This is a genomic window from Bradyrhizobium sp. Kon69, assembly GCF_055807515.1.
Map to the genome: position 1 here is coordinate 1 of NZ_JBVVOS010000473.1, position 252 is coordinate 252.

The following is a 252-nucleotide window of genomic DNA, read 5'->3' on the forward strand; positions in this document are numbered from 1 at the left end:
TGGATGTCAAGCTGTCGCCGCCGGGCGGCAACGGCATCGGTACCAATCCCGAGCAATTGTTCGCGGCCGGCTGGTCGGCCTGCTTCGAAGGCGCGATGGAAATCGCGGCCCGCAAGCGGAAGATCGAGCTCCCCAGGAAATGTGCGATCGATGCGGAGATCGACCTCGTGCTCGACGAGGGCGCCTATTCGCTCAGGGCACGCCTCGATGTCAGCCTGCCCGGCCTCGATCGCGAGATCGCGCGCGGCCTCG

Annotated in this window: 1 protein-coding gene; it reads left to right on the top strand. The window is 66.7% G+C overall.

All coding sequences use genetic code 11. The features are described 5' to 3' along the window. On the top strand, positions 1-252 hold a 252-nt coding region (locus AC0L3U_RS39860), incomplete at both ends, for an OsmC family protein (RefSeq protein WP_473365191.1).